Raw genomic sequence first — 24,245 nt, 5'->3', positions numbered from 1 at the left:
ATGCGGAAAAAGCTTGAAAAACTGGCAGTTATGACGGCGGGAACGGCCTTCTTCGCGCTCGTCGCGCGCGATATCGCGGTACCGGCGGTGATCCTGTCGGCCATGGCCGCGCTGCGCCAGCTGGCCTTCATCGATATCGGCATGGTTAACCGCGGAAGGACAGCCTCATGAAATGGGTCCTGATCTTCTGGGGTGGTCCCATCGCCTTTCTCGGCAGCTGGTACTGGCTGTCCTATTACAACATCAGCTTCGGCTATTTCATGCTGACGCGCGAGGCCCATGATCTCGTGTTCCGGATCTACGGCAATATTCTTGGTATCAGCCCGGAGATCATTCCCGGCCTCGTTCTCGACGTCATCCTGTTCGATTCGGCGATCGTCTTCGGCCTGCTGGCGCTGCGACGCTACCGTCAGATCTTTGCCGGCCTTCGCCGGGTGCGGGATTGGTGGCGCGGGGAGAGGGGCGATCAGACGCCGACGGCGGAGGAACGTGCGATCAGTTCCGCTGCAGAAATGCCAGCCTATCGAGCGCACCCTGCAGAATGAAGCTGGCGGCGGCGGAATCGATCCGCTCGGCGCGCTTGGCGCGTGAGACGTCCATTTCCAGAAGCGCCCGCTCGGCGGCCACCGTCGACAGCCGTTCGTCCCAGTAGACGAAGGGGATTTCGGTCTTCTCGCTCATCGTCCGCACGAAGGCGCGGGTCGCCTGGACGCGTGGGCCTTCCGAGCCATCCATGTTGACCGGCAGGCCAATGATGAAGGCGGCGACCTTTTCCTTTGCCGCAAGCGCCAGCAGCACCTCGGCATCCTTGGTGAACTTGACGCGCTTGATGACCGGGCGCGGATTGGCGAGACGGCGACCGAGGTCGGAAACCGCAATCCCGATCGTCTTCGTGCCGAGGTCGAGCCCCGCCACCGGCTGGCCGGGCTGAAGCGCTGCGGCCAGCTCCTCGATCGTCAGTGTTGCCATCCGTGTTTCTCCCGCCTCAAGCCTAGCGCTTGCGGACGAATTCCGTGCGCAGCACGAGGCCTTTGATGGCATCGTGGCGGCAATCGATTTCTTCCGGATTGTCGGTCAGGCGGATCGACTTGATCACCGTACCCTGTTTCAGGGTCTGGCCGGCGCCCTTGACCTTCAGGTCCTTGATCAGGACGACGCTGTCGCCGTCGGCAAGCACGTTGCCGCTGGCGTCGCGCGCCGTGTTCGCGGCCGCAGCCTCGGCTGCCATTTCGGAGGCCGGGCGCCATTCGCCGGTCACTTCGTCGTAGATGTAGTCGTCATTGTCGGCCATGATGGTCCCCTCGCGAAACGCGGCTTGCCGTGAAAAACAAGAGGAGGCCGCAAGGCCTCCTCTGCATATGCTGTCGCTTACAGCACTTGTTCGGCTTTCGCAATTCGTCAGGCCGCGCGGCTGTCATAGGCGCTGCCGGCCACCAGCCGGAACTGGTTGACGAGCTGCATGAGCATGTCCGCCTCTTCCGCCAGTTGCTGCGACAGGGCGTTGCTTTCTTCCACCATGGCGGCGTTCGCCTGTGTCATCTGGTCCATCTGGTTGACCGATCCATTGACCTCATGGAGGGCGGAGGCTTGGTCCTGGGCGGCCGTGGCGATGCCGTTGACGTGGTTGGAAATCTCGGTGATCTGACCGCTGATTGCGCCGAGCACTTGCCCGGTTTTCTGGACATGGGTGACGCCCGAGGACACTTCGCTTGCGGCCTGTTCGATCAGCGCCTTGATTTCCTTGGCGGCGCCACCGGAGCGCTGCGCCAATTCGCGGACTTCCTGCGCCACGACGGCAAATCCCTTGCCGGCTTCGCCCGCCCGCGCGGCCTCGATCCCGGCATTCAGCGCCAGCAGGTTGGTCTGGAACGCGATGTCGTCGATCACCTCGATGATCTGTTCGATCTTGCCGGATGCGTCCTCGATGCGGGCCATAGCGTCGATTGCATTGGCGACCACGACGACCGACTCGTCCGTCATCTTGCGCGTGCTGGCGACAATGGTGTTGGCGTCACGGGCGCGCTCGGCCGAACCGCGGACGGTGACCGTGATTTCATCGACTGCGGCAGCCGTCTGTTCCAGCGAGGCGGCCTGCGCCTCCGTGCGGCGCGACAGGTCGTCCGCCGATGAGCGCATCACAGCGCCGTTCGACTGGATGGAGTAGGCGTTCGTCTGGATATGCGTCAGCGTCTCGCGCAGCCGCACCAGCGAGCCGTTGAAGTCGGACCGCAGACGGTCCAGGGAGCCTGCGAACGGTGTGTTGATTTCCTGCGTCAGGTCGCCCTTGGAAAGGCGTTCGAGACCGGAGGCCAGCGCGTTGACCGCGAAGGCGACCTGTTCCTCGCTGGCGCGCTTTTCCGCCTCGTTGCGGGCGCGCTCCTGTTCGGCTGCGGCCCTCTGCTGGCTGCTCGCCTGTTCCATGCGTTCCTTCTCGAGCGCGTTTTCCTTGAATACGCCGAGCGCTCGGGCCATGTCGCCGATCTCGTCGGCGCGCGCATCGCCGTCGATGCGGGTATCGAGCGCACCTTCCGCCAGCCGGCGCATGGCCGAGGTGATGCGGCCGATCGGCCCCTTGAAGGTGGCGACCAGGCCGATACCGGCAAGAATGGCGATGACGATGCCGACCAGCGTGGCGGTGATCGAGATCTGGTTGGCGCGTTCCCGCTCGACGCCGGCATTTTCCTTCTGCGTCTTGGCAAAATCGGTGAGCTTGCCCCAGATCTTGTCGACGCCGGCGGCGGCGCTTTCGAAGGCGGCCATGCGCTTGACGTTGATGTCGACCAGCGCCGCGCTTTCCGTGGTCATCTTGTCGATGGCCGGGACTAGCTTGGCGGTGAGGTCGTCGAAGAATTTCTCGCCCTTGGCCGCGCCCTGCAGGGCTTCCATGTCCTTGGTGATGATCTGGAACTGCTGGATCAGGCTGTCGCGGGTGTCCTTGTCCGGCTTGGCGAGAAACTGCGCCAGCTCGATCTGCACGGCATAGATGGATTTCGATACACGTCCCGAATCGCCGCGAATGCCGTCAGCCTTGACCTTGACGGCTTCGAGATCGGCGAGAGACTGGATTGCGGATAGCAGGTTCGGTGCGTTGAACGCGGCAATCGCCTGCTCGGCGGCATGAACCTTTTCCATCGCGGCGCTGAGTGCCGGCAGCGTCGTATCCTCGATGACGCCCGCATCGGCGATCGGTTTCAGCGTGTCGAATGCGTCCTTGATCTCGCCGGCCAGCGGCTTCTTGTCGGAGGGCAGGGCGGAATTGAGCTTGCGGAGGGTCTTTTGCGACTTGGCCAGCGCCTCAGAAAGGAACTTCAGTTTTTCCTCTGCCGTGCCGGCAGCCTTGTAGCCGGCATAGATGGCTGCGATCTCGGCATTGACGTTGGCGACGCGGCTGGCGTCGTAAAGCGCCGTCTTCGCAGTGCCTTCCTTGGTCAGGATGCCACGGTCGTTCTGCGAGCCGGCTTCATCGATGATCAGCTGTGCGGAAATGATGGCTGAAACGGCGTCATTGATCGCCTTGCGGCTGGCCTGGTCGGCCTGCTGCAGCTGCCAGAGGCTGGCCATGCCGTTCTCGACATCCGTCGCCGTGTCGATCGCAGTCTTCAGGTCGTCCTTGCCGTCCGTCTTGTCGCCGAGACCGTCCAGCGTGTTCTCAAGGATCTGCTTTTGCTCGCCGAGCCTCGTCTTGACGTCGGAAAGATTGGTCTCGGTCGTTTCTTCGAGGAAGCGGTTCATCGATGCCGAGACGTCGCGGAAGCCGGACAGCGAGGTCATCACCCCGTTCGAGATCGTCAGGCTGCTCTGCAGAAGACTTGTTGCGTAAAGTCCAAGCACGCCGACAGCCGAGATGCTGATGACGAAGGGGAATATAAAGGCGAGAACTTTGGTCTGAATCTTGAAGCGGGAAAGCAGAGAGTCGATGTTCATGGCTTGGACGATCATGTTTCATTCAGGGACCTGAGAAGTGATCGACACTAGCAAGATTGGTCTAAATAAAGCTTGAAGATTGTCTTGGGACTGATCTCTCGCGAAGCACGCCTTGCTTGATGGAAGGCAGATTGCCGGATGCGGCGCGCAAGATCGTGCCTGCCCCTTGCGGTCCGCGCCCGCTGTTCCATATCTTGGCCATCAACACGGATCTATCGGGAGACAATCATGAAGATCACATGGCTCGGACACGCGGCATTCCGAATTGAGACGGCGAAGGCGACGGTTCTGATCGATCCCTTCCTGAACGGCAATCCGGGTTTCAAGGGCCTGGACCTGAAGGACATGACCAAGGGCGTCACGCAGATCCTTCTCACCCACGGCCATGGCGACCATGTCGGTGATACCGTGACACTCGCCAAGGAAACCGGCGCCACCGTTCTCGCCAATGCCGATCTCGCGTCCTGGCTCGGTTCCAAGGGCGTGGAAAAGCTCGAGCCCGGCAATACCGGCGGCACCATCTCCTTCGGCGGCTTCTCCGCCACCTTCACCAATGCGCTGCATTCCTCCGCCATGCTGACTGAGGACGGCGTGTCCCATTCGCTCGGCAATGCCAACGGCCTGATGCTGCATTTCGAAGACGGTCCTACCGTCTATCACATGGGCGATACCGACATCTTCTCCGACATGGGCCTCATCAACGAGCTGCACCAGCCCGATATCGGGATCGTACCGATCGGCGACCGCTTCACCATGGGCGGTGCGGTCGCGGCACTCGCGTGCCAGCGCTTCTTCAACTTCAAGACCGCGATTCCCTGCCACTACGGCTCGTTCCCGATCGTCGACCAGACCCCTGAGAAATTCGTGACCGGGCTGGAAGGCTCGAAGACCAAGGTGTTCGCGCCGAAGCCCGGCGAAGTCCTGGAATTCTGACCTTGGTCAGCGTCACGCTGAAGGAATTGCCGGGCGATTACGCCGTCGCCCGGCTGCCACGCGATAGCGCAATCCCGACCTGGGCCGACGGCGAGGGATTCGTCTCGATCGGCCGCACGGAGGACGAACTCTCGGTCGTCTGCCTCGCCGCCCGTGTTCCAGATGACGTCCGTTCCGAAGCAGGCTGGACGGTCTACAAGTTTCAAGGCCCGTTCGAATTCAGCGAGACCGGCATCGCGCTCTCAGTCATCCGGCCGCTGTCGGAGGAGGGCGTCAGCATCTTCCTCGTCTCTACCTTCGATACCGACTACCTGCTGATCAGGACGGCAGACCGCGGGCGGGCAGGGGCGCTGCTTGCCTCCGCCGGGCACGTCCTGTCGTAGCTCTCTATTTCGGATGTCCCGGACGTCCGGCGGATTGGGCAAAATCATCCGAAACCCGTTGCATCGCGGCAAGCGCGCCTCTATAGCAACGGACAAATTTCCGCATATTCTGCGGCAAAGTCCGTCCGTACTGGAGAATTTCGATGTCCGTTGATCTTGCCACCGTCAAACGCGTCGCACATCTGGCCCGCATTGCCGTGACCGAGGATGAAGCCGAGAAGATGATGGGCGAGCTCAATAATATCCTCGGCTTCGTCGAGCAGCTCTCCGAGGTCGATGTCAAGGATGTCGAGCCGATGACGTCGGTGACGCCGATGGCCATGAAGAAGCGGATCGACGAGATCACCGACGGCAACAAGGCAGACGACGTCGTCGCCAATGCGCCGGTGACCGACAAGAACTTCTTCCTGGTGCCGAAGGTCGTCGAATAAGCGAAATCGCTTCCGACCCAGCCGCTCTCGAAAATCAAACGTTTTGCAAGTGACCGATATGACCGACCTGACGAGCCTGACCATTGCCGAAGCCCGCGACAAGCTGAAGGCCAAGGAGATCACCTCCCTGCAGCTCACCGAAGCCTATCTGGACGCGATTGCCGCCGCCAACGACAAGCTCAACGCCTACATCACCGTGACGCCCGAAAAGGCGCGCGACATGGCCAAGGCGTCCGATGCCCGTATCGCCGAAGGCAAGGCCGGCGCGCTGGAAGGCATCCCGCTCGGCATCAAGGACCTGTTCGGCACCGAAGGCGTGCACACCCAGGCCTGCTCGCACATCCTCGACGGTTTCCAGCCGAAATACGAATCGACCGTCACCCAGAACCTCTGGAACGACGGCGCGGTCATGCTCGGCAAGCTGAACATGGACGAGTTCGCCATGGGCTCGTCGAACGAGAGCTCCTATTACGGCCCGGTCATCAACCCGTGGCGGGCGGAAGGCTCCAACCAGCAGCTCGTTCCGGGCGGCTCGTCGGGCGGCTCTGCCGCAGCCGTTGCCGCGCATCTCTGCGCCGGCGCTACTGCAACCGACACCGGCGGCTCGATCCGCCAGCCGGCGGCCTTCACCGGCACCGTCGGCATCAAGCCGACCTATGGCCGCTGCTCGCGCTGGGGCATCGTCGCCTTTGCCTCCTCGCTCGACCAGGCCGGCCCGATCGCCCGCGACGTGCGCGATGCCGCGATCATGCTGAAGTCGATGGCAAGCGTCGACGCCAAGGACACCACCTCGGTCGATCTTCCCGTGCCGGATTACGAAGCGGCGCTCGGCGGCTCGGTCAAGGGCATGAAGATCGGCATTCCGAAGGAGTACCGCGTCGAAGGCATGCCGGCGGAAATCGAGAAGCTCTGGCAAGAGGGTATCGCCTGGCTCAAGGATGCCGGCGCCGAGATCGTGAACATCGAACTGCCGCACACCAAATACGCGCTGCCGGCCTATTACATTGTCGCGCCCGCCGAAGCCTCGTCCAACCTGGCCCGTTACGACGGCGTCAAGTACGGCCTGCGCGTCGAGGGCAAGGACATCGTCGACATGTACGAGAAGACCCGTGCTGCCGGTTTCGGCACCGAGGTCAAGCGCCGCATCATGATCGGCACCTATGTTCTCTCCGCCGGCTACTACGACGCCTACTACCTGCAGGCGCAGAAGGTCCGCACGCTGATCAAGCGCGACTTCGAGGATGCGTTTGCCAAGGGTATCGACGCCATCCTGACGCCGGCTACCCCGTCGTCGGCCTTCGGCATCGCCGACCAGGATCTCGCCGCCGATCCGGTCAAGATGTACCTCAATGATATCTTCACGGTGACGGTCAACATGGCCGGCCTGCCGGGCATCGCCGTTCCCGCCGGCCTCGACGGCCGCGGCCTGCCGCTCGGCCTGCAGCTGATAGGCAAGCCCTTCGACGAGGAAACCCTCTTCAAGACCGCCCACGTCATCGAACAGGCCGCCGGCAAGTTCACGCCGGCGAAGTGGTGGTAACATTCGCCTTTGGCGTTAGGCTATTTTGACTGGGATTCCATGAAGGCTTTCAGAACTGCGTTCATCCGCGTCTGATAGCCTTTTCCGCGCGCCTTGAACCAATCGAGGACGTCCGCATCGATGCGCATTGTCACCTGCTTCTTCGATGTCGGCTCGACAAGCTTGGCCGTGCGGAAGAATGACTCGTCAAGTTCCGGAACGTCACTGAAGTCGATGGCATCTTCGGAGCGGTTGGCGATTTGTTTAAGTCTCTCTGCCGACATGGTCATGGTAGAGTTTCCTTTCTTTCCTGCTCGCCAGTCTGGCGGATATGATCCTGATAGATCCGTCTCGGTCTGTATGAACGACCACCACGACAACGAGCTCTTGAATTGAACCAACGCTGATCCTGCGCTCTTCGCCGTAGTCACGGCGGTTGTCGGGACCAGTCAGAACAGGCCCGTCGAAGATCAGACAGGCTTCTTCGAACAGAATCCCATGCTTCTCGAAGTTCAGCGCGTTCTTGGCCGGATCCCACTCGAATTTCATAACGACAAATGTAGTTACATTTTTGAAGTTCTTCAATGGTGGCGGCGCGGCCATGGGGAAGGGCCGCGCCGGCTTCGCATTACCTGTTGTCCAATTGCGACCTCACCAGCTCCAGCCCCCGCGTGGTGATGCGGTAGGGCTTGCCGCCGGAAGATGCGATGGCGCGTTTGGCTTTCAGTTTCCTGAAGAGCCGCATCGTGATGTCCGGGAAACGCCAGCCTTCGCGGTTGAAGCAGCTGATGTCCTCGATCTTGCCGGTGTCGTCGTTGCGGGTGATTTCAATGCGTCCGCCCTGCGCCATGAGGTGCAGGATGCGCTGTTCTGCGCGGGAAATGTCCATGGTGTCCAAAAGTCCGGTATGCGCTGAAACGGGCGCGCAATAACTCGTTCCGCCGTTCGCTGACGAAGGCGGGGTTTCGAGGGAGGGCCGGGCCGAGCGTGTTTCCTTCGCGGGGCCGGCCCTTACCGGGTCTCTGACGAGTTGGACATGAACACTCCTAAGGAACTGCAGGATGATATCCAGCGAGGTGCTTCCTGGCAATCCATGACGTGTGGTCGGGGCGTGCCGGATCAAAGTTGCATCGGCCAGAAATACAAACTGTTACAAGACGGTGATCGTTCCGAGACTTTCCCTCTCTAAAAACAGTGTCAGAGCGCCGCGGCCGATAGACGCGCGCCGGCCACCGTTTTTCAGGAGAGATTGTCCGCCATGTTTGCAGGGATCAGAACATTAGCCGTTGCCTCGGCGTTATGCCTTGGCTTTTCCGCCGCCGCGGCTTCGGCGGCGACGCAGAGCCATACGCTTGCCACCGTCAACCTCAGGGCCGGGCCGTCGACCGCATATCCGGTTATCAAGGTCATGCCAGTTGGTGCGCCGATCGTGACTTTTGGCTGTCTGGCCAATTACTCATGGTGCGATGTCGGTTACGCCGGCAATCGAGGCTGGGTGTCGGCGAAATACATCCAGGTCGATTACAATGGAGCGCCCGTCGTCGTCACGCCCTCAGTCGCGATAGGGGTCGGCATCGGCGTCGTCACCTTTGGTCAGGCCTATTGGGATACCCACTACGGGAACTATCCCTGGTACCGTAACGGCGGCGCCTATCCGCCGCCGCCAACTCCACCGGCAGCTGCAGCGTCTGGCTCCCGTACGACAAGCTGCGCTGGCGGCACCTGCACGACAAACGGATCGATGACCGGTCCCTACGGAGGTTCGACCAGCCTTCATCGCACCTGCAGTGGGCCGGACGGAACCTGCGCGATGACCCGGACGGGACCCAACGGCGGCGGTGTATCGCGTTCCTGGCAATTCAACCGCTGACATCGATGGCAGGCGGTAGGACCACAGAAGGCTGCGTCAGGTCGCGTCGGGATTTTTCTCCTGACGTCCGGGTTTGCGCCGCTTCGCAGGCTCATCCGCCTGCCGCACTTCGACCGGTCCCCGCATGATGATCTCGCGGTGCGGGTAGGGGATGTTGATATCGGCCTCCTTGAACGCGTCCCAGAGCGCCAGCAGCACCTGTCCGCGGACATTGGTCAGACCGTTGTTCGGATCGGTGATCCAGAAGCGTAGCTTGAAGTCGAGCGAGGAGGCGCCGAAGGCCGTCATCCAGCAGACGGGCGCCTTGTAGTCGGAGACGCGGGGGATCGACTTGGCTGTCTCGATGGCGATCCTGACGACCTCGTGCGGGTCGCTATCGAAGGACACGCCGAAATCGACGTCGATGCGCACATAGGCGCTCGAGAACGACCAGTTGACCACTTGCTGGGTGATGAAGTCCTCGTTCGGGATCAGGTATTCCCGCCCGTCGCGGGTGATGACGGAAACGAAGCGCGCCCGCAACTCGCGGATCCAGCCGAAGGTCTCGCCGAGCGAGATGGTATCGCCGGGCTTGATCGACTTGTCCATCAGGATGATCATGCCGGACAGGAAGTTCGACACCACCTTCTGCAGGCCGAAGCCGACGCCGACGCCGACCGCGCCGGAAAAGACCGTGAAGGCGGTCAGGTCGATGCCCGTCGCCGAAAGCGCGAAGGCCCCGGCAAACAGGATGAGCGCGATCTTGATGAGCTTGCCGAGCAGCACCCGGAACGCAGGTGAAATGTCCTCGAACCGGTCGATACGGTTGGAGGCGACATTGCCGACCAGGACCGCCAGCCACAGCAGCGACGCGGTGATCATGACGCCCTTGGTGATCGACAGCAGGGATATGCGCATGCCGCCCATCGTCAGCGCCGCCCGGTCCAGCGTATGGCCGACGGAGGTTTCGAAGCCGAGGACGATGATGGCGATATAGATCCACACCACGACGGCAACGAAGCGGGCGAGTGACCGGTTGCGGATGATCCGGGTCAGGACGGAGACGACCCACCATGCGGCGGTCAGAAGCAACATCACCCTGACCATCCACGACCGGCTCGGCCACGTCTCGTAGACGAGGATCGCGTAGGCGATCCACAACCACAGCGTCATGAACATCCATTTGAGCCGCCGCATGAAGGCGACGATGACCCTGAGGAGATCGGGATTGCCCTTTATCTGCCGCGCCTTGGCCTCGAAGATCGGTTCGGTATAGCGTCCGAGAACGAGGCCGAAGATGTAGCCGCCGACGATGATGGCGAACTGGTAGGCGCCCCAGCGGCTGAGGACAACATTGTCCGCCCAGTCGTACCAATTCTGCAGCGTGGCGTAGAAATCCAAACTGTCCTCCAAGCCTGGCCCGGTCGGCAAAGCGCTTATAGGGCAGACTGTAGCATGGAACGGCGAGCGCAAGGAAATTGTTGAAAAACAACGTCCGGCTGCATTCCGAGGCTATCCGGCGACTGCATTTGGTCCAATATGGGCGTCGGTGGCGGAAGAGGCGCGGCATGATCCATATTCGCAATGCCAGGCTGGACGAGGCGGACAGGCTGACCGGGATCGGCCTTCGCGCCTGGGAGCAGGCGATGGCGCCGATCGGCGAGACCGCGTCGATGCTGCAGAATGCCGCCGCCGCCTTCCACAATTTCACCCATTCCGCCTGGATCACCATCTCGGTGATCGACAAGAACGGCGAACCCGCCGGCTGGGTGTCGCGGGAGCGGCTGGACGAGGAGATCACCGACTTCTGGATCGATCCGGATTTTCAGCGGCAGGGGCTCGGCTCCGCGCTATTGGCCGCGCTTGAGGAGGAAATGGCCGGGCAGGGGCTGGATCAGGCGAGGCTTGAAACCCATGCCCGCAATCAGCCCGCGATCGGATTTTTCGAGAAGCACGGCTACCGCATTCACGCACTGACGACGACCTACTCGCCGAAGATCGACCGTGACATCGATACGGTCAGCCTGTCCAAGCCGCTGGCGAGCAGCGAACCGGATACCTACGGGCCGCGGTTTTGAACCGCCACGGTTAGGGTTTGGCCGCCAGGCAACCGGCCTCGATGCGGTAGAGGTAGAGCGAACGCCCGGCCATGAAGCCTTCCTTCGGCGTCAGCGTCTCCACGAGTTTCGGCTCGTCCGCAGCGCAGCTCTGCTTGTTGCGGGTCACCAGCAGCACCGGACCCGGATCGCGTGTCGGGTCAAGCGTGAATTCCTGCTGGTAGTAATTGTCCGGGAATCGGCCGGTCGGACGCGCCTTGATCGGCATGCTGCTGTCGCGCAGCGTGTAGAAGAGGTCCGCCATGATGTTGCGGTCCTCGCCGACGATGGCGGTGACCTGCTGCTGGTCGGCAACCCTGGCGATCTCGCGGCTGACCTCGTCGCGCCCGACATAACGCTGCATCAGCCGCGAATGCGAGAGATCGACGATCTGGACGACGAAGACGGCGGCGATCGGCAGCAGGATGGCGGCGGCCGTGTTGATCCACAGCGACACCTGCAGCGCCTTCTCGCTTTTCTCAAGGAGAAGGACGACGGCAAGCACGATGCCGGCGATGTAGGCGGTGGCGGCCCAGTTGGCATTGGCGTCCGACATCAGCGCCTGGAAGATGATCACGCCAATGATCGGCCAGGAAAGGATGAAGAGATGCGTCTCCAGCCTGCCGTCCTGTCGCCGGATACGCCGGTAGAGCGCCCAGAGGAGGGCTGCGAAGATGACCGGCCCGACGACGCCGAACTGGCTGCCGAGGAATTCCGCCGCGGTGCCGAACTTGAAGTGCAGGCCGTTCCAGTCGGCATTCTGCGAGGTGTGGCGGAAGGTGACGTCGCCGTGGGTGTGGTTCCACCAGAGATTGGGCGATACGACCACGACGGCGACGAAGGCGGCGATTGCGGCATCCCGGATCGCGATGCGCGCCTGCGGCAGGACGAGCGCAGCGATCAGCGCCGTGGCGGCGAAATAGAGCATCGCGTATTTCGACAGGACCCCGAGGCCGATCGCTAGCCCGAGCAGGAGCGCATGCGGGAGGGACCGCTTTCCGATGAGCCGGCTGTAGGCAAACAGCGCCAGCGCGTAGAAGAACAGGAGGAACGTGTCGGTCGACAGGAAAATCGCCGAGAGCGTGACGCCCGGAATGGTGATGTAGGTGACGCCGACCCAGGAGGCGACCAGATCGTTTTTCGCCAGCCGGCGGGCGGCCGCCATCAGGGTTATCGCCGTCGCCATGTGGAAAAGCGGTGAACCGACGCGCACCCAGAAGGTCGAATCGGACGTGCCGAGCGCGGTGGTCGCATTGATGACCCAGGCGATCATCGGCGGCTTGGAATAGTAGCCCCAGTCGAGGTTCTGCGCCCACAGCCAGTACTGCGCCTCGTCGACATAGAGGTCCGTATGGTCGAAGGCGAGCATGATGACGCGGTAGAGCGTCACCAGACCGATGAAGGCCAGGGCGGCGTGGGGGCGGCGGATGAAGGTCATTCTGCGGGGATCGACGGTCTGTTCTGTTCGGACTTGCGCTCGTTGAAGATGAGCACGAGATTGCGCATGTAGACGACGATGCCGAACAGCTGGCCCATCATGATGACCGGCTCACGACGATGGACGCCATAGGCGAACAGCGCGATGCCGCCCGCGAGCGAGAACCACCAGAAGGCAACCGGGATCACCGACTTGCGCTGCTTCTCCGAGCTCAGCCACTGGATGATGAAGCGCAGGGAGAACATCAGCTGCGCGAACATGCCGAAGATCAGCCAGACGAGATCCGTCACGCTGTCGATCTTGAAATAGGCCAAAAGGTCACTCACGCGACGCCCTCCGTCTCGGTCGGCGAAACCGTCTTCCGGCGTTTGATCAGCCAGGTTACCCCGATCAGATCGTGTATGCCGACCAGCGCACGCTGTAGGTTGTTGTAATTCGATTGTCCTGCATGGCGCGGCCGGTGGGAAACGTCAACATGCGCGACGGCGTAGCCATGGGCTGAAAATAGGGCCGGAAGATAGCGATGCATATGATTGAAGAACGGCAGTTGCAGAAATGCATCACGCCGGAACGCCTTCAGGCCGCAGCCGGTGTCGCGCGTCGCATCCTTCAGGATCCAGGAGCGGATCGCATTGGCGGCCTTCGAGGCGAGCTTCTTGGAAAGCGTATCCTGACGCTTCTGCCGCTGTCCGGCGACAAGGCCGAGCGTTGCGGGAGCACCGGGCGCCAGCAGCGGCGCCACCAGCTTCGGGATTTCGGAGGGCGGGTTCTGCCCGTCGCCATCCATGGTGCAGATGATCGGCGCGCGGGCGAGCTGGACGCCGGAATGCACGGCCGCCGACTGGCCGCCGGACTGTGCATGCCGGACGATGCGCACCCACGGATACTGCGTCTGCGAAGCCTTCAGCACGCCGACGGTGTCGTCGGTCGAGCCGTCATCGACGAAGATCGCCTCAAATGTCTGTCCGGCGCAGGCCGCGGCAATCTCGGAGACGAGCAGGCCCACGTTTTCGGCTTCGTTCTTCATCGGAACGACAATGGAAAAACTGGGGTTCAAGACGGCTTCGCGTGTCATTCGCTGAGATTTCTATCGTGCGGACGGCGCCGGTATTGGCAATGCGGTCCAGGTTGCGCCGGAGCGGTCCGCCGCCCGTCATCAATTCGCGTGGTCGTCGCCGACCCCGACATGCGACCGCTTTTATGCCAATCCGTAGGCTTTTGCCAAGCCCGTTCGCGCTGTTCGCCATAGTCATTGTCCTCGGCCTGCTAGATTGGAAACGACGGCGAGGAACCGCTCGGCGGCATCCGGCACGAAAAGGCGGATGAAAGCAAAGGCGAAGGCGAGGAAAAGGATCACCAGCTGCATTCGCACGATGGCCGTCAGGCGGCTGCGAAAGGGTTCCTTGCGCGTCTTGTGGCGCAACCGGCGCTGGGCGATGAGCGCACCCGGGCTGCCGCCAAGAAGGGCGAGCCAGAGCAGGGTGCTCTCGCGAACCCGTTGGTGTCCGCGCGCAGCGGCGTATTTGTCCCACAACCATGTGAGGAACACTGCGACGTTGAAGAGGAGCAGGGCGGTGACTGCGGCTACGACCGGGGCTATCGACATTCGCTTGGCATTTTTCCCGTTTCGACGCTTGGCGCCTCTATGCCCCGGCGGTCCGGGAAGCGCAACAAGCCTTGCACCATCGCCATATTTGCTCTACCTGACGGCATCATAAACAGCCGTATTTTGACGAGAATTCCAAAGAGCACGCCATGACCCTAGTCGACGTCCGCACGCCCGATCCCAAACGCTTCATCCCCGGCGCCACAGGCGACTGGGAAATCGTCATCGGTATGGAGGTTCATGCCCAGGTCCTGTCGAATTCCAAGCTCTTTTCCGGCGCTTCCACGGAATTCGGCAAGGCCCCGAACGCCAACGTCTCGCTCGTCGATGCCGCCATGCCGGGAATGCTGCCGGTCATCAACGAGGAATGCGTGCGCCAGGCCGTGCGCACCGGCCTCGGCCTGAAGGCGAAGATCAACCACCGTTCGGTCTTCGACCGGAAGAACTATTTCTATCCGGATCTGCCGCAGGGCTACCAGATTTCGCAGTACAAGGACCCGATCGTCGGCGAGGGCAAGATCGTTATCTCGCTCGGCCCCGACCGTCAGGGCAACTTTGAAGACGTCGAGATCGGCATCGAGCGCCTGCACCTCGAGCAGGACGCCGGCAAGTCGATGCACGACCAGCATCCGACCATGTCCTATGTCGACCTGAACCGTTCCGGCGTGGCGCTGATGGAGATCGTTTCCAAGCCGGACATGCGCTCGGCCGATGAAGCCAAGGCCTATATGACGAAGCTGCGTTCGATCCTGCGCTATCTCGGCACCTGCGACGGTAACATGGACGAAGGCTCCATGCGCGCCGACGTCAACGTTTCCGTGCGCAAGCCCGGCGGCGAATTCGGCACGCGCTGCGAGATCAAGAACATGAACTCGATCCGCTTCATCGGCATGGCGATCGAATACGAAGCCCGCCGCCAGATCGACATTCTGGAATCGGGCGGCGAGATCGATCAGGAAACCCGCCTGTTCGATCCGGGCAAGGGCGAGACCCGCTCGATGCGCTCCAAGGAAGATGCGCACGACTACCGTTATTTCCCCGATCCGGACCTGCTGCCGCTCGAATTCGACAACGCCTTCGTCGGCGAACTCCTGAAGGATCTGCCGGAACTCCCGGACGACAAGAAGGAGCGTTTCGTCAAGGATCTGGGCCTGACCGTCTACGACGCCTCCGTCCTCGTTTCGGAAAAGGCGGTTGCTGCCTATTTCGAGGCCGTCGCCGAAGGCCGCGACGCCAAGATTGCCGCCAACTGGGTCATCAACGACCTGCTGGGCGCCTTGAACAAAGCCGGCAAAGACATTGAAGAGACTCCGGTTTCCCCCGCTCAGCTCGGCGCTATCCTCGACCTCATCAAGGAAGGTGTCATCTCCGGCAAGATCGCCAAGGATCTGTTCGAGATCGTCTGGAACGAAGGCGGCGACCCGAAGGAGATCGTCGAGGCCCGCGGCATGAAGCAGGTCACCGACACCGGCGCCATCGAGAAGGCCGTTGACGAAATCATCGCCGCCAACCCGGATCAGGTCGAAAAGGCCAAGGCCAAGCCGTCGCTGGCCGGCTGGTTCGTCGGCCAGGTGATGAAGTCGACCGGCGGCAAGGCCAACCCGCAGGCCGTCCAGGCACTGGTGAAGGCCAAGCTCGGGATCGAGGAATAATGTTCTTCGTCCGCTCCGCCAGCGAAGCTGACCTTGTGAAGGTCCAGGCGCTGCTGGCGGACACCTGGCGGGCGACCTACACGCCGTTCTACGGGGCGGAGAAGGTCGAGGCCCTGATCGCCGAATGGCATTCGATGCCGTCGCTGAAGGCCCGCCTGAAGAAGCCGCATTCGGAATATCTGGTCGCCGACGACGGTCGCCGGATTGGCGGCATGGCGTTCGCGTCCATGTCCGACACGCTCGCAAAGACGGTGCTTCTGCATCAGCTCTATGTCCATCCGGACTGCCAGCGGCAGGGCATCGGCCGCGATCTCTTCGCCGAGCTCGAAACCTGCTTTCCTGATGCCGACACGATGCGGCTGGAAGTGGAGCCCGAAAACGGGACCGCCATCGCCTTTTATCGCGCGCATGGATTTGAAGAGGCGGGCAAGGTCGACAATTGCGGCGGATGCAGTTCCGGCATCCCGGCCCTGATCATGGAAAAGCGGCTGACAGGCTGATGAACCAACCGGGAGGAGGCATGTTCTACATTCGCTCCGCCAATGAAGCCGATCTCGAAGCGATCCGTGTGCTTCTGGTGGAAACCTGGCGCGAAACCTATACGCCGTTTCATGGTCCGCAGAAGATCGAGGCGATGATCGAGACATGGTTGTCGCCACAGGCACTGGAGCAACGGCTCCGCCGTCCGAAGTCGGAATTTCTCGTGGCCGACGATGGCCGGCAGATCGCCGGCATGGCGTTTGCGGCGATGGCGAAGAACCGTCCCAACGTCGCCAACCTGCACCAGCTTTATGTCCATCCGATCTGGCAGCGGCAGGGCATCGGCACGGACCTTTTCGCCGAGATCGAGACCTGCTTTCCCGATGCCTCCGCCATGCAGCTGGAGGTGACGGCCGAAAACGACCGGGCGATCGCCTTCTACGAGACACTCGGCTTTGAGCCGATCGGCCGGATCGACAATGTCGGCCCGCCGGGGGCGGCGATTCCTGCCATCCTGATGGAAAAGCAACTCGACTTCTGACCCATGCCTGACGGAGACCCTGCATGAAGGCCGTTTTCTACGAACGTTTCTGTGAACCGCCGCGCCTTGCGGACCTGCCCGATCCGACGCCCGGCGACCACGCCGTCGTCGTCAAGGTCGAGGCGACCGGCCTTTGCCGGTCCGACTGGCATGGCTGGATGGGTCACGACCCCGACATCGTGCTTCCGCATGTCCCGGGCCACGAACTCGCCGGAACCGTCGTCGCCCGCGGTTCGCAGGTCAGCCGTTTCCGCGAAGGCGACCGCGTCACCGTGCCCTTTGTCGGTGGCTGCGGCCATTGCCACGAATGCGCGACCGGCAACCACCAGGTCTGCGAAAGCCAGTTCCAGCCGGGCTTCACCGCCTGGGGTTCGTTCGCCGAATATGTCGCGATCGACTATGCCGACACCAATCTGGTCCGCTTGCCCGACAGCATGGCGTTTGCCACCGCCGCCGGCCTTGGCTGCCGCTTCGTCACCTCGTTCCGCGCGATCGTCGATCAGGCGCGCGTCATGCCCGGCGAGTGGGTCGCGGTGCACGGCTGCGGTGGCGTCGGCCTGTCGGCGATCATGATTGCGGCCGCCATGGGCGCCAATGTCGTCGCCGTCGATCTCGCCGACGACAAGCTGGCGCTGGCAAAAAGCCTCGGCGCCGTCGCCACCGTCAACGGTCGCGCCGTCGACAATGTGCCTGCCGCCATCCGCGAGATCACCAATGGTGGAGCGCATGTCTCCGTCGATGCGCTGGGGCACCCGACGACGCTGTCCAACTCGATCCTCTGCCTGCGCCGCCGCGGCCGGCACGTGCAGGTCGGCCTCCTTCTCGCCGACCAGTCGCGCCCGCCGGTGCCGATGGACCGGGTGATCGGCTGGGAACTGGAGCTGAAGGGCAGCCATGGCATGCAGGCCCATCGCTACGGCGCGATGTTCGCGATGATCGAGGCCGGCAAGCTGCAGCCGGAAAAGCTGATCGGCAAGACGCTGACGCTCGCCGAAGCCCCCGAAGCGCTCGTGAACATGGACCGCTTCGAAGGCACCGGCATCAGCATCATCACCGGCTTCTGATATCCGGAAGGGATATGGGCGGGGCAGTTACTGCCCCAGCCGCTTCGTTAACCCGTCGAGGATCGTCTTGCCGACATCCTCGTAATTGCCGTCGAAGTGATGGCCGCCGTCAAAGGCAATCGTTTCATACCCTTTGGGCTTCAGGTCCGGGCAGGCATCGTCGTCATCATCGTCGGTGCCGTACATGCATTGTATCAGCTTCGGATCGATCTTCTCCACGGCATCGACCGTCTTGCCGCCGGCGCCGGCGCCCTTGGCGCCGAGCCAGCCGGTGACCGAGATCACGTAGTCGATCTCATGCGACAGGGCGAGCAGCGAGACCTGCTTGACCTCCGCCTTCTGGGCGGGGCTGAGCAGATCATAAGCGGCCGGCAGGATGTCGGCGCCGAAGGAATAGCCGACCAGCAAGACGTTCTTGACCTTCCACGTCTTGCGGTAGGTCTCGATGATGCGGGCAAGGTCCGATGCGGTCTCCTGTGCGGACCGCTCCGACCAGAAATACTTGAGCGAATCGACGCCGACGGTCGGGATGCCGTGCGCCTGGAGATAGGTGCCGAGCTGCATGTCGATGTCGCGCCAGCCGCCGTCGCCGGAATAGACGATGGCGAGCGTGTCATGCGTCGGCGTCGTTGGCAGCTCGGTCAGCGGCAGGCCGAGCGGGTTGGCGTTGCCGGACTGCGCGTCGATATGGTCGGTCACCGTGCCGGTCAGCAACTGGCCGTCCGAATTGTCTCCACTTTCGACATCGATGTCCGGATGGGAGGCGACCAGCGCGTCGACATGCGCCTTGCCGGCCTTCGTCAGCTTATCCGTCTCCATCACGGTCACCGGCGCGGGCAGGGGGCCGTCTGTCAGGCCGTACACGATGCCGCCGCCGACAGACGACTTGTCGGCCGGTGTGCAGAGTTGCTTCGTCAACGGCACCTTGTCCGTCGGATCGACGGTGATCGCTTCGCCGATCGTCGCAAACGGGCTCTGGGCGATCATCGCCAGAACCAGCGCGCCACCGGCTCCTTCGCCGGCCAGGATAGGCAGGTGATAGTTCGTGTTGCCGATCGCCCGCTGCACCTGCTGCGAGAGCGATTCGATGTCGGAGATCATGTAGATGCAGTCGCCGTCGTCCTTGGCGAGCGAAGCCATGTAGGCCTTGTAGTCGATGCCGACGACCGCCGCACCGTCAGCGACCAGGGCCTGCGACCGCTTGTCGTCCGCTGCACTCCACCCGTCCTGACCGGAGATCAGGAAGACCATGGCGGAAATGTCGCCGTCCGGCCGGGCGATGTGCGGTGACGGGATCATGCCGGTGTCGTAGGTCGCCGGCGGGACCGTGGCCCAGTCGGCCTGAGCTGCGAGCGGCAAGGCCGTTGCCAGCGTGAGCGACAGCAATAGTGCTTTCTTCGTCATTTCCCGACGACTCCTCTAAGACCGCCGCCGATCAGGACCGTTACATCCATCATCGCGATCATTGGCGAGGTGCCGCCCGATATAGCGATGTAGCGCGGTTCCCACTTCGGCGCGAATTTCGATTTGTAGGCCTTGAGGCCCTTGAAGTTGTAGAAACGCTCGGCGTGCTCGAAGATCACCCCGCCGACCCGGTCCCAGACGGGAGCGGTCTCGCGGCGCGACATTCCAGACAGCGGCGCCATGCCCAGATTGAAGCTCTGGTAGCCTTCGTCACGCATGTATTCGATGATGCGGACGAACAGGAAATCCATCGCTCCGTTCGGCGCGTCCGGCGAAAATCGCATCAAATCCACCGAACCTTCCACCTTGCTGTCTGTCACAAGAAGGGTGGCGAATGCAACCATGCGGCCGTCGATACGCAAAACCGCCACAGGCTGGGACGCGATGTAGTCGGGCTGGAAAGAACCCAAGGAGAATGTCTTCTCCCGGGTCTGGTGTTCGTCCAGCCAGGCGTCTGAAACGCTCTTGAGTTCGGCCAGGACACCCGGCACCTGCTCGGCCGCCAGGACTTCGAATTCGAGGCCCTCGCGCGCACCCTTGTTGATTGCCTGCCGAAGGTTGGCCATCTTTGAGCCCTTGAGCTCGAAGCCGGGCAGCGAGACATGGGCGGCTTCCCCAAGCTTGAAGGCGCGAAGCCCCATGTCGGCACAGAAGGGAAGCACGGCGGGCGAGATCTGGTAGAGCACCGCGCGTCCGCCGGCGGCATGTGCGCGTTCGACGAACCGCCACAGCAATTCGCCGCGCTCCGCATCCGGCCCGATCGGATCGAACAGCGCGACCCAGGAACGGCCCTGCACGGCATACATGATGAAGGCGTTGCCGCTATCGGAGAACAGCACCTGCTTGTCGCCCATGCGCACCATGTTGGCGTCGGCCATGTTCTGGCTCTCGACGATGGAAATCGCCTGCTGCAGTTCGACGCCGCGGATGGGCGAGCTTTTGAGCCGCGCCGGCCGCAACAGGCTGAACACGGCCACCGCCGTGCCGGCAATCGCGAGGCCGAGGGCTGCACGCAGCGCCCGCGGAGCCTGGTCGGTGATCTCGAACTGCCACCAAAGGTCGTTGCTGTAGTCGACGTCGCGATAGACGAAGAGCATCAGCGTCACTGCCGAGGCGATGACCACCAGCATGGCGGCGATCCAGCTCGGGCTCCAGGCCTGCCGGATCAGCGATGCCGGGCGGCGGAAGCGTTTCGGCGTCAGCGCCAGCCCGGCGATCAGCACGATCAGGAGCGTCGTCTCGACCGGCGAGATCGTCCGGATGATCGAGAAGAACAGCGCGGCGGTGGCGGTGATGATCGCGACCCACCAGGCGGCATCGAGCCTATGCGCCAGCCCGCGCGAGGCGAGGAACAGCACGAGGCCGAGAATGCTCGAGATGAAATGCGCGCCTTCGACGACGGCCAGCGGCACGAAAGCTTCCAGCACCTCGATCTTGCTGTCGCCGATCGGCGTGACGCTGGAGAAGATCAGGATGGCGCCGGCCACCAGTGCCAGCGTCGACAAGAGTGTTGGCGCCAGCCGTGATTCGATCTGCCGGATCGCCTTGGCCACCGGATAGTGCGAAAATCGCCGCGCTTCGATGACGATCATCGCCAGTGCCGCGATCACCAGCGGCAACAGGTTGTAGATCAGCCGGTAGAGGATGAGGCTGCCGAGAATGCGGTCGACATCGATCTCGCCGCTGAGTGCCGAGACGATGATCGTCTCGAAGATGCCGAGGCCGGCCGGCACGTGGCTGAGGACGCCGAGGCCGACGGCCACGGAGAAGACGGCGAAGAAGGCCGGCCAGCCGATCGAGGAATGCGGCAGCAGCACATAGAGGATGCTGGCGGAGGCGGCCATGTCGAGGGCGCTGACGAGGAACTGCCGCGACGATGTCTTGCTGTCCGGCAGGCGGACGACGAAGCCCGCGACGCGGATCTTGCGGCCGTTGCGGCCGGCATAGACGAAGGCCCCCATCACCACGACGACGATGGTGGCGATCAGCCGGACATGCCAGACGTGCAGCCCGACGAGCGAGGCGATCCGGGGCGCGGTGATCAGTGCCGCAATCGCGGCGACGCTCAGGAGCCCAAGCCCGAAGGAGAAGGTCACGAAGGCGATGACGCGGCCGATTTCCTCCGGCGACAGGCCGAGCCGGGTGTAGGCCCTCAGCCGGATCGCGCCGGCGCTGAGCGCGCCGAAGCCGGCGGTGTTGCCGACGGAATAGGCCATGAAGGAGGTGACGGCGACGGCAAGCGTCGACGGTTTGCCGTCCTTCTTCACATAGTCGATCGCGTTGAGGTCGTAGCCGATCAGGGCGGCGAAGCTCACGGCCGTGAAGATGAGGGCAAGGCCGATCGAATGCAGCGGGGTGTCGGCAAGCGCCGTCTGCACATCCTCCAGCCGGACTTCTTCCGTCATTGTATAGATTGCAAAAGCGGTCGCCGCGGTGATCGCGACGATGGAAACCAGAAGTATCTGGTCACGGAATCGTTCGAAGAATCGCTGCAGCCGGGAGGTGTGCGGAGCGTCTTCTTCTGTGTCGTGGGCGGTCGATGGTCCGCTGTGCTTCATGTTGGGTGCGTTTTTCTTAAGGCAGAGAGAAAGGGGCGAGTGTCAGGCCGCACTCAATTTCCCGTATCACGACAAAATTGGGGCGATTGTCCCGGCGACCAGCGGCTGCGACAAAATGCCGGGCAGGCTCAAGGGGAGACATCGACCTTGTTGCCGTCCGGATCATAGAGCTGCGTGGCCGCGCATTCGATCAGGTACGGGCGGCGGCTCTTGTCGCAAAGGTCGGCCGCGACCGCCATGGCCGTCTCGCGGCTGTCGAGGCCGCATTGCACCTCGTGCCAGTGCGGTCCCTCCTGATGCTGGACGAAGACATCGACGCTCCAGCCGGCCGGGAAGCACCAGGTGCGGGACAGGCAGTCTTCCTCCGCCGCGCCGCTCTCCGACACGCATTGTTCCCGGGCGCAGGAAAATGCCGTTGCGGCATCTCTGCCCGTGCAAACGCCGCCACCCTGTTCGGGCGCCTCGACGAAGGCGATGCCGACAGGTCCCTGCTCTTCGGCGAGGGCAGGCGCCATCGCCGCTAGCGTCATCAGAAAAACCGCGTACAACTTGCGAATGGCTATGGCTCCCGGAGCAGCAGGATATTCGGATGAATGAGACGGATGATGCCGTGACTCGGTGCAAATCGGCAAGCGGCGGTTTGCAGGCGGCGGGGGAAATCGTCATCCGCAGGGCGCGGCAGGAGGATGTGCTTGCAATCGTCGCGATGCTGGCCTCCGACGAGATCGGCGGACATGGAGACACGCTGGACGATACGTCGATGTCTGACTACCGGCGCGCCTTCGAGGATATTGACGCTTCTTCCCATCAGCGGCTCTATGTCGCCGAGGCGGACGGGGCCGTCGTCGGCACCTTCCAGACGGTGACGAGCAGGACGATGACCGCGCGCGGCGGCGCGACGATGACGCTGCGCGCCGTCCAGACGCGGGCCGATTGCCGGGGCAGGGGAATCGGCGCCGCCATGATGCGGTTCGCGATCGCAGAGGCCGAGAAGGAGGGCGTGCGGCTCATCGATCTCTCGTCGAATGGCAACCGCAAGGACGCGCATCGCTTCTATCAGCGGCTCGGCTTCGTCGCCAGCCACATCGGCTTCAAGCTGAAGCTGAAATGACGGGATGCGGCGTCCCGCCACTGGACATCGCCGGCGTATGATTGCATAAGCGGGAGCATGAATTTCTTTATCCTGCATGCGCCGCCATGCGGGCGGCTCTCAAGGGACCATAAGCATGAAGTTTCTCCTGCAGCTCTTCACATGGTGGAACGGCCAGACGCTCGGCACGCGTTTCTACACGTGGCGCAAGGGCAAGCGCGTCGGCGAAGACGAGTTCGGCAATGTCTATTACGAGGGCGGGCTGTCCACCTACGGCCTGCAGCGCCGCTGGGTCATCTATAACGGTTACGCCGAGGCTTCCGCGATTCCTCCCGGCTGGCACGGCTGGATGCATCACCGCACCGACACGCCGCCGTCGAAGGAAGACTACAAGCCGCGCGAGTGGCAGAAGACGCACCGCGCCAACCCCACCGGCACGCCTGCGGCCTATCGTCCGCCGGGCTCCCTGGCCCACGTCGGCGAGCGTCCGCGCGTGACGGGCGACTACGACGCCTGGACGCCGGGTTCCTGATAACCGGGCATGCCGCGGCGCCACATGCCGCGGCCAAGCCTCGGATCGCGAATTGCTCCTTTTGGCCACAATTGTCGAATAGGTGCGGATCGAGGGGCGTGACAGCCTACGCACTTCCAAGACGCCGCGCCGGAGAATGCCTGCAATGAACCAAGTGAAGCGGATCGCAGCCGCCCGCAGCCTCGCAAAAGCCGGCCTTGTGGCCGTCGCTGCTGCCTTGCCGCTGGTCCTGCCGCATCAGGCCGCCGCCAATCGGCTGTCGAACGCGGTTGCCGTCTTCTCCGGTCTCGACAAGATCACCGGCCGCATCACCACCTTCGACGTCTATGTCAACGAGACCGTCCAGTTCGGTGCGCTGCAGGTGACCCCGAAGGTCTGCTACTCGCGCGACGACGAGGAAGCCCAGAAGGTCGATTCCTTCGTCGAGGTCGACGAAATCACCCTCAATCGCAAGATCCGCCGCATCTTCACCGGCTGGATGTTCGCCGACAGCCCGGGCCTCAACGCCGTCGAGCATGCGATCTATGACGTCTGGCTGAAGGATTGCAAGCAGACCTCGGACGTTCCACCGCCGGACGGCTTCGTGCCGCCGAAGAACGAGGTCGCACCGCCCGATCCGACCGCCGACAGCGTCAAGACCCTCGGCACGATCGAGACCCCGAACCCGGATGGCCAGGCGCCGGAG

General features: G+C 62.9%; 28 protein-coding genes and 1 pseudogene. 15 read left to right on the top strand and 14 right to left on the bottom strand.

Annotated elements, in window-relative coordinates:
* Entirely contained in the window at positions 1–171 is a 171-nt protein-coding gene (locus tag ACU5AZ_RS02890) for a hypothetical protein (RefSeq protein ID WP_446824547.1), read from the top strand.
* On the top strand, positions 168–545 hold the full coding sequence (locus ACU5AZ_RS02885) for a DUF6105 family protein (protein WP_446824546.1): 378 nt from the start codon (positions 168–170) through the stop codon (positions 543–545). The genes ACU5AZ_RS02890 and ACU5AZ_RS02885 overlap by 4 nt, the downstream gene beginning before the upstream one ends.
* Here the strand turns inward: ACU5AZ_RS02885 and ruvX are convergent.
* The 3 genes from ruvX to ACU5AZ_RS02870 form a co-directional block, all read right to left on the bottom strand.
* Positions 496–969, bottom strand: a complete 474-nt coding sequence (gene ruvX / locus ACU5AZ_RS02880; protein ID WP_446824545.1) for a Holliday junction resolvase RuvX — start codon at positions 967–969, stop codon at positions 496–498. The two genes, ACU5AZ_RS02885 and ruvX, sit on opposite strands and share 50 nt — an antisense overlap.
* Positions 970–991: 22 nt before the next feature.
* The gene (locus tag ACU5AZ_RS02875; RefSeq protein WP_410010978.1) at positions 992–1,294 is read right to left on the bottom strand and encodes an alkylphosphonate utilization protein; all 303 of its coding nucleotides are present in this window, start codon (positions 1,292–1,294) and stop codon (positions 992–994) included.
* A 104-nt stretch (positions 1,295–1,398) separates the two neighbouring features.
* A complete protein-coding gene (locus ACU5AZ_RS02870) occupies positions 1,399–3,924 on the bottom strand; it encodes a methyl-accepting chemotaxis protein (RefSeq protein ID WP_446824544.1) in 2,526 nt (841 codons plus the stop codon).
* Between the two features lie 228 nt (positions 3,925–4,152).
* Here ACU5AZ_RS02870 and ACU5AZ_RS02865 point away from each other — a divergent pair, with 228 nt between their 5' ends.
* The 4 genes from ACU5AZ_RS02865 to gatA all read left to right on the top strand — a co-directional run bounded on the left by ACU5AZ_RS02865 (position 4,153) and on the right by gatA (position 7,211).
* Complete coding sequence (locus ACU5AZ_RS02865) at positions 4,153–4,857, top strand: metal-dependent hydrolase (protein ID WP_446824543.1); 705 nt, start codon at positions 4,153–4,155, stop codon at positions 4,855–4,857.
* A gap of 2 nt (positions 4,858–4,859) precedes the next feature.
* Positions 4,860–5,240 carry an ACT domain-containing protein gene (locus ACU5AZ_RS02860; protein ID WP_446824542.1) on the top strand — a complete coding sequence of 127 codons (381 nt, stop codon included), beginning with the start codon at positions 4,860–4,862 and terminating at the stop codon, positions 5,238–5,240.
* Between the two features lie 143 nt (positions 5,241–5,383).
* On the top strand, positions 5,384–5,671 hold the full coding sequence (gene gatC, locus ACU5AZ_RS02855) for an Asp-tRNA(Asn)/Glu-tRNA(Gln) amidotransferase subunit GatC (protein WP_446824541.1): 288 nt from the start codon (positions 5,384–5,386) through the stop codon (positions 5,669–5,671).
* A 58-nt stretch (positions 5,672–5,729) separates the two neighbouring features.
* Complete coding sequence (gene gatA, locus ACU5AZ_RS02850; RefSeq protein ID WP_446824540.1) at positions 5,730–7,211, top strand: Asp-tRNA(Asn)/Glu-tRNA(Gln) amidotransferase subunit GatA; 1,482 nt, start codon at positions 5,730–5,732, stop codon at positions 7,209–7,211.
* 20 nt (positions 7,212–7,231) lie between these two features.
* Here the strand turns inward: gatA and ACU5AZ_RS02845 are convergent, their stop codons facing one another.
* The 3 genes from ACU5AZ_RS02845 to ACU5AZ_RS02835 are packed head-to-tail and all read right to left on the bottom strand — an operon-like array spanning position 7,232 to position 8,079.
* On the bottom strand, positions 7,232–7,480 hold the full coding sequence (locus tag ACU5AZ_RS02845) for a BrnA antitoxin family protein (protein ID WP_446824539.1): 249 nt from the start codon (positions 7,478–7,480) through the stop codon (positions 7,232–7,234).
* Positions 7,455–7,793 carry a BrnT family toxin gene (locus ACU5AZ_RS02840; RefSeq protein ID WP_446824538.1) on the bottom strand — a complete coding sequence of 113 codons (339 nt, stop codon included), beginning with the start codon at positions 7,791–7,793 and terminating at the stop codon, positions 7,455–7,457. The genes ACU5AZ_RS02845 and ACU5AZ_RS02840 overlap by 26 nt, the downstream gene beginning before the upstream one ends.
* Positions 7,794–7,818: 25 nt before the next feature.
* On the bottom strand, positions 7,819–8,079 hold the full coding sequence (locus ACU5AZ_RS02835) for a YjhX family toxin (RefSeq protein WP_446824537.1): 261 nt from the start codon (positions 8,077–8,079) through the stop codon (positions 7,819–7,821).
* A gap of 369 nt (positions 8,080–8,448) precedes the next feature.
* Here ACU5AZ_RS02835 and ACU5AZ_RS02830 point away from each other — a divergent pair, with 369 nt between their 5' ends.
* A complete protein-coding gene (locus tag ACU5AZ_RS02830) occupies positions 8,449–9,060 on the top strand; it encodes an SH3 domain-containing protein (RefSeq protein ID WP_446824536.1) in 612 nt (203 codons plus the stop codon).
* 36 nt (positions 9,061–9,096) lie between these two features.
* On the opposite strand, the gene ACU5AZ_RS02825 is transcribed toward ACU5AZ_RS02830, so the two are convergent.
* The gene (locus tag ACU5AZ_RS02825) at positions 9,097–10,440 is read right to left on the bottom strand and encodes a mechanosensitive ion channel family protein (RefSeq protein WP_446824535.1); all 1,344 of its coding nucleotides are present in this window, start codon (positions 10,438–10,440) and stop codon (positions 9,097–9,099) included.
* 167 nt (positions 10,441–10,607) lie between these two features.
* On the opposite strand from ACU5AZ_RS02825, the gene ACU5AZ_RS02820 reads away from it, so the two are divergent.
* Complete coding sequence (locus tag ACU5AZ_RS02820) at positions 10,608–11,117, top strand: N-acetyltransferase family protein (RefSeq protein ID WP_446824534.1); 510 nt, start codon at positions 10,608–10,610, stop codon at positions 11,115–11,117.
* 10 nt (positions 11,118–11,127) lie between these two features.
* Here the strand turns inward: ACU5AZ_RS02820 and ACU5AZ_RS02815 are convergent, their stop codons facing one another.
* The 4 genes from ACU5AZ_RS02815 to ACU5AZ_RS02800 form a co-directional block, all read right to left on the bottom strand.
* On the bottom strand, positions 11,128–12,573 hold the full coding sequence (locus ACU5AZ_RS02815; protein ID WP_446824533.1) for an ArnT family glycosyltransferase: 1,446 nt from the start codon (positions 12,571–12,573) through the stop codon (positions 11,128–11,130).
* The gene (locus tag ACU5AZ_RS02810) at positions 12,570–12,899 is read right to left on the bottom strand and encodes a lipid-A-disaccharide synthase N-terminal domain-containing protein (protein WP_446824532.1); all 330 of its coding nucleotides are present in this window, start codon (positions 12,897–12,899) and stop codon (positions 12,570–12,572) included. The genes ACU5AZ_RS02815 and ACU5AZ_RS02810 overlap by 4 nt, the downstream gene beginning before the upstream one ends.
* On the bottom strand, positions 12,896–13,648 hold the full coding sequence (locus ACU5AZ_RS02805) for a glycosyltransferase family 2 protein (protein ID WP_446824531.1): 753 nt from the start codon (positions 13,646–13,648) through the stop codon (positions 12,896–12,898). Before ACU5AZ_RS02805 ends, ACU5AZ_RS02810 begins: the two co-directional genes overlap by 4 nt.
* 174 nt (positions 13,649–13,822) lie before the next feature.
* Complete coding sequence (locus ACU5AZ_RS02800) at positions 13,823–14,179, bottom strand: DUF1294 domain-containing protein (protein ID WP_446824530.1); 357 nt, start codon at positions 14,177–14,179, stop codon at positions 13,823–13,825.
* A 149-nt stretch (positions 14,180–14,328) separates the two neighbouring features.
* Here ACU5AZ_RS02800 and gatB point away from each other — a divergent pair, with 149 nt between their 5' ends.
* From gatB to ACU5AZ_RS02780, 4 genes are read left to right on the top strand one after another with little or no spacing between them, the layout of a single operon-like run.
* The gene (gatB, locus tag ACU5AZ_RS02795) at positions 14,329–15,831 is read left to right on the top strand and encodes an Asp-tRNA(Asn)/Glu-tRNA(Gln) amidotransferase subunit GatB (RefSeq protein WP_446824529.1); all 1,503 of its coding nucleotides are present in this window, start codon (positions 14,329–14,331) and stop codon (positions 15,829–15,831) included.
* Positions 15,831–16,331, top strand: coding sequence for an N-acetyltransferase family protein (locus ACU5AZ_RS02790; RefSeq protein ID WP_446824528.1), 501 nt, complete (start codon positions 15,831–15,833; stop codon positions 16,329–16,331). The genes gatB and ACU5AZ_RS02790 overlap by 1 nt, the downstream gene beginning before the upstream one ends.
* A gap of 20 nt (positions 16,332–16,351) precedes the next feature.
* On the top strand, positions 16,352–16,852 hold the full coding sequence (locus ACU5AZ_RS02785) for an N-acetyltransferase family protein (protein ID WP_446824527.1): 501 nt from the start codon (positions 16,352–16,354) through the stop codon (positions 16,850–16,852).
* Between the two features lie 23 nt (positions 16,853–16,875).
* Complete coding sequence (locus tag ACU5AZ_RS02780) at positions 16,876–17,916, top strand: zinc-dependent alcohol dehydrogenase family protein (RefSeq protein WP_446824526.1); 1,041 nt, start codon at positions 16,876–16,878, stop codon at positions 17,914–17,916.
* Positions 17,917–17,943: 27 nt separating this feature from the next.
* Here the strand turns inward: ACU5AZ_RS02780 and ACU5AZ_RS02775 are convergent, their stop codons facing one another.
* The 3 genes from ACU5AZ_RS02775 to ACU5AZ_RS02765 all read right to left on the bottom strand — a co-directional run bounded on the left by ACU5AZ_RS02775 (position 17,944) and on the right by ACU5AZ_RS02765 (position 22,468).
* On the bottom strand, positions 17,944–19,320 hold the full coding sequence (locus ACU5AZ_RS02775; RefSeq protein ID WP_446824525.1) for a virulence factor family protein: 1,377 nt from the start codon (positions 19,318–19,320) through the stop codon (positions 17,944–17,946).
* Positions 19,317–21,938: a bifunctional lysylphosphatidylglycerol flippase/synthetase MprF gene (gene mprF, locus ACU5AZ_RS02770; protein WP_446824524.1), complete on the bottom strand. Its 2,622-nt coding sequence runs from the start codon at positions 21,936–21,938 to the stop codon at positions 19,317–19,319. Before mprF ends, ACU5AZ_RS02775 begins: the two co-directional genes overlap by 4 nt.
* A gap of 128 nt (positions 21,939–22,066) precedes the next feature.
* Positions 22,067–22,468, bottom strand: a complete 402-nt coding sequence (locus tag ACU5AZ_RS02765) for a hypothetical protein (protein WP_446824523.1) — start codon at positions 22,466–22,468, stop codon at positions 22,067–22,069.
* Positions 22,469–22,527: 59 nt separating this feature from the next.
* Between ACU5AZ_RS02765 and ACU5AZ_RS02760 the strand changes: the two genes are divergently transcribed.
* The 3 genes and pseudogenes from ACU5AZ_RS02760 to ACU5AZ_RS02750 form a co-directional block, all read left to right on the top strand.
* Positions 22,528–23,049: an N-acetyltransferase family protein gene (locus ACU5AZ_RS02760; protein ID WP_446824522.1), complete on the top strand. Its 522-nt coding sequence runs from the start codon at positions 22,528–22,530 to the stop codon at positions 23,047–23,049.
* Between the two features lie 115 nt (positions 23,050–23,164).
* A complete protein-coding gene (locus ACU5AZ_RS02755) occupies positions 23,165–23,560 on the top strand; it encodes an NADH:ubiquinone oxidoreductase subunit NDUFA12 (protein ID WP_446824521.1) in 396 nt (131 codons plus the stop codon).
* A 145-nt stretch (positions 23,561–23,705) separates the two neighbouring features.
* A pseudogene (locus ACU5AZ_RS02750) lies at positions 23,706–24,140 on the top strand (DUF2155 domain-containing protein); the annotation flags it as partial.
* Positions 24,141–24,245: the final 105 nt, after the last annotated feature.

It is taken from the genome of Rhizobium sp. PAMB 3182, assembly GCF_052908355.1.
This window is presented reverse-complemented; position numbering and strand designations above follow the sequence as displayed.